Source organism: Saccharopolyspora sp. NPDC002686 (genome assembly GCF_040295745.1).
Lineage (GTDB): Bacteria > Actinomycetota > Actinomycetes > Mycobacteriales > Pseudonocardiaceae > Saccharopolyspora > Saccharopolyspora oryzae.
Genome location: NZ_JBEOVY010000544.1, coordinates 1 through 3,364 on the forward strand (window position 1 = coordinate 1; position 3,364 = coordinate 3,364).

The 3,364-nt window shown below is 71.9% G+C and carries 3 protein-coding genes and 1 pseudogene; all 4 read left to right on the forward strand.

The window, feature by feature from the left end:
* Positions 1-528 (forward strand): annotated as a pseudogene (locus ABTZ89_RS37265) (NrfD/PsrC family molybdoenzyme membrane anchor subunit); the annotation flags it as partial.
* 66 nt (positions 529-594) lie between these two features.
* Positions 595-1,119, forward strand: coding sequence for a PadR family transcriptional regulator (locus ABTZ89_RS37270; RefSeq protein ID WP_270948203.1), 525 nt, complete (start codon positions 595-597; stop codon positions 1,117-1,119).
* On the forward strand, positions 1,116-1,796 hold the full coding sequence (locus ABTZ89_RS37275) for an ABC transporter ATP-binding protein (RefSeq protein WP_351053881.1): 681 nt from the start codon (positions 1,116-1,118) through the stop codon (positions 1,794-1,796). Before ABTZ89_RS37270 ends, ABTZ89_RS37275 begins: the two co-directional genes overlap by 4 nt.
* Positions 1,793-3,364 (forward strand): FtsX-like permease family protein (locus ABTZ89_RS37280; RefSeq protein WP_351053884.1); only part of this gene is annotated, 1,572 nt, incomplete at its 3' end. The genes ABTZ89_RS37275 and ABTZ89_RS37280, both read left to right, overlap by 4 nt.

The following is a 3,364-nucleotide window of genomic DNA, read 5'->3' on the forward strand; positions in this document are numbered from 1 at the left end:
GAGCTGACCGGTCTGCTGCCCCGGTCCGGGCGCGCCGCGAGCACGGCGGCCGCAGTGCTCGCGCCCGCGATGACGACCTACACCGCGGTGCTGCTGGCCGACACGGCGGTGCCGGGCTGGCACGAGTCATACCGGGAACTGCCCTTCGTCTTCGCCGGAAGCGCGGTGTCCAGCGCCGGTGCAGTCGGCATGCTCGCCGCGCCGGGGGAGTCCGCGCCGGCGCGGCGAATGGCGATCGCGGGTGCAGCGCTGGAGCTGGTGGCGTTCAGCCGGATGCACCGCAGCGCGGGAATCGTCGGCGAGGTCTACCGGCAGGGCCGGGCAGGGACGGTGCTTCGCGCTGCTCGGGTGCTGGCCTGCATCGGTCTGGGCGCTGCTGCCCTGTCCGGCCGGAGTCGGGCCGCGCGGATCACCTCGGGGCTCTGCCTGAACGCCGCTGCGGCGGCCACCCGCTACGGGATCTTCGAAGCCGGCCGCGCATCGGCCCGCGATCCCCGCTACATCGTGCTGCCGCAACACGCCGACTGACCAGCGAATTCGACGATATCGACCAACTATACACTCGATATATACATCGAGTGTATAGTTGGTCGCATGTCAATCGGTCTCACCATGCTGGGGTTGCTGGAGGGTGGCCCCGGTTACGGATACGACCTCAAGCGGGCCTACGACGCCAACTTCGGGCACGCCAAGTCCCTGGCGTACGGCCAGGTCTACTCGACGCTGTCCCGGTTGCTGCGCGACGGCCTCGTCGAGGTCGACGGAGTGGAGTCCGGCGACGGGCCCGACCGCAAGCGCTACTCGATCACCGACACCGGCCGCCAGCGGCTGGAGGAGTGGCTGAGCACGCCGGAGAAACCGGTCGCAGAGCTGCACAACACCCTCTACACCAAGATCGTCCTCGCGGTCCGCTCCGGACGCGACGCCACCGCGGTGCTCGACAGCCAGCGCAGCGCCCACCTCGCCCGGATGCGCGAGCTGACCCGCCGCAAGGCCGACGCCGCACCTGGCGAGCAGCTGGTGCACGACTACGCGCTGTTCCACCTGGAAGCGGACCTGCGCTGGCTGGAACTGGCCATCACCCGACTCGAACCACTCGCCCAGGAGGTCTCCCAGTGAGCGAACCACTGCTGTCCGGCGCGGACCTGCAGCTGTCCTTCGGTCCCACCCCGGCCCTGCGCGGTGCCGAGTTGTCGGTCGAGGCCGGCGAGGTCGTCGCGGTGATGGGCTCCTCCGGCTCCGGCAAGTCGACGCTGCTGCACGTCCTCGCCGGCATCCGGCTCCCGGATTCCGGGCGGGTCCGCTACCGGGACAGGGAGCTGACCGAGCTGTCCGACGACGAGCGCAGCGAGCTGCGCCGGTCGGAGTTCGGCTTCGTCTTCCAGTTCGGTCAGCTCGTTCCCGAGCTGACCGTGCGGGAGAACGTGGCCCTGCCGCTGCAGCTGGGCGGGACCAAGCGCCGCGAAGCCGAGAAGAAGGCCATGGCCTGGCTGGACGAGCTCGGCATCGCCGGCGTGGCAGCGTCCCGGCCCGGGGACATCTCCGGTGGTCAGGGCCAGCGCGCCGCGCTGGCGCGAGCGCTGGTGGCCGAGCCCGCGGTCGTCTTCGCCGACGAACCCACCGGCGCGCTGGACTCGGTCGGCGGTGAGCAGGTGATGGGTCTGCTGACCCGCACTGCTCGCGACACCGGTGCCGCGGTCGTGCTGGTGACCCACGAAGCCCGGGTGGCCGCGTACGCGGACCGGGAGGTCGTGCTCCGCGACGGCGCCACGAAGCTCTCGGAGGTGACCCGATGACGAGCGCGCTGCGGGATCTGGCCTTCGGCCTCCGCCTGGCGTTCACCGGACATCGCCCCTGGGGACGGCTCGTGGTGACCGCGGTCGGCATCGGCCTCGGCGTCGTGGTGCTGCTGGGCGCCGCGACGATTCCCAACGTCGTCGCCGCGCAGGCAGAGCGAGAGAACGCCCGGAACCCGGTCGCCCCCGGGGACGCTCCAGGCGTCGGTGTGCTGGTCGCGCACAGCAACATGCTCGAGCTCGGGCAGACCTACGTCCGAGGACTGCAGCTGCGCGAGCTGCGCCCGGACGCGCCGGTCGCGCCGGGACTCGAGCGCAATCCCGGACCTGGCGAGGTCGTCGTCTCCCCAGCGCTGCAGGAACTGCTCCGGGCGCCGGGCGGAGAGCTGCTGCGCCCGCGGCTGCCCGCGGAGATCGTCGGTGTCATCGGCGAGGACGGCTTGACCGGGCCCGGCGAGCTGTTCTTCTACGCGGGCAGCGATTCGCTGTCGCCGCGCAGCGACCGGGTGGACGGAGTAGTCGACCACTTCGGGGAATCAGGGCAGTACGGCACCACGGCCTTCGAACCGGACGCCCAGCTCCTCCTGCTCCTGGGCATCGCGGTGCTGCTGGTGCCGATCGTGGTCTACGTCGCCGCGACCGCCCGGCTGGCCGAAGCCGCGCGGCAACGCCGGCTGGCGGCGATGCGGCTGGTCGGGGCCACCAGCGCCCAGGTCCGCCGGATGGCGGCCGGGGAGTCCCTGGCCGGAGCCGTGCTCGGCGTGGCGCTCGGGTGGTTGCTGCTCGTGCTGGTGCGACCAGCCGTGGAAGCCGCCGGTCTGGGCGAGCTCTCGATCTTCGGTTCTGATCTCCGACCGGTCTGGTGGCTCGCGCTGCTGATCACGGTCGGGATCCCGGTGCTGGCCGCGCTGGTCACCACCACCTCCCTCCGGGGCAGCATCGTCGAGCCGTTGCAGGTCGCGCGCCGGACCGCGGCCAGGCCGCGGAAGCTGGCCTGGCGGCTGGTGCCGGTAGTGGTGGGCCTGCTGGGGTTGCTGAGCTTCGGCATCAGCGGGGTCAGCAGCACGGGCGGGACCCAGGGATTCGTCGCGTCGGTCGTGCTGGTCCTCGTCGGTGTCCCGCTGCTGCTCCCGTGGTGCGTGGAGCGGTTCGTGGGGCGGCTGGGCGGCGGTTCCACCGCGTGGCAGCTCGCGGTGCGCCGGCTCCAGATGACCAGCGGTACCGCCGCGCGGTCGGTCAGCGCCATCGCAGTGGTCGTCGCAGGTGTGATCGCGCTGCAGACGCTCCTCGGCACGATAGGTTCCAAGGTCGCGGACCCCGTGCCAGAACCGGAAGTCACCGCCGGACCGCTGACGATCGAGTCCGGGCTGCCGGAGGACCCGGCCGCGCTGGAACGGGCGGTGAAGGAGCTGCAGGCGTTGCCGGGCGTCCTCGCCGCGCATTCGACGGAGTCGACGGTCCTGGCGAGCGACAACAGCCGCGCGCAGTGGACGGTGCACATCGCGGACTGCGGGCAGATCGCCGCGCTGGCCGCGGTACCGGAGTGCGCCGACGGCGACGTCTTCGCC

Bases quoted from the DNA above. Each gene is read 5' to 3' on its own strand.
- ABTZ89_RS37270 (WP_270948203.1), top strand. From the start codon at position 595: ATGTCAATCGGTCTCACCATGCTGGGGTTGCTGGAGGGTGGCCCCGGT.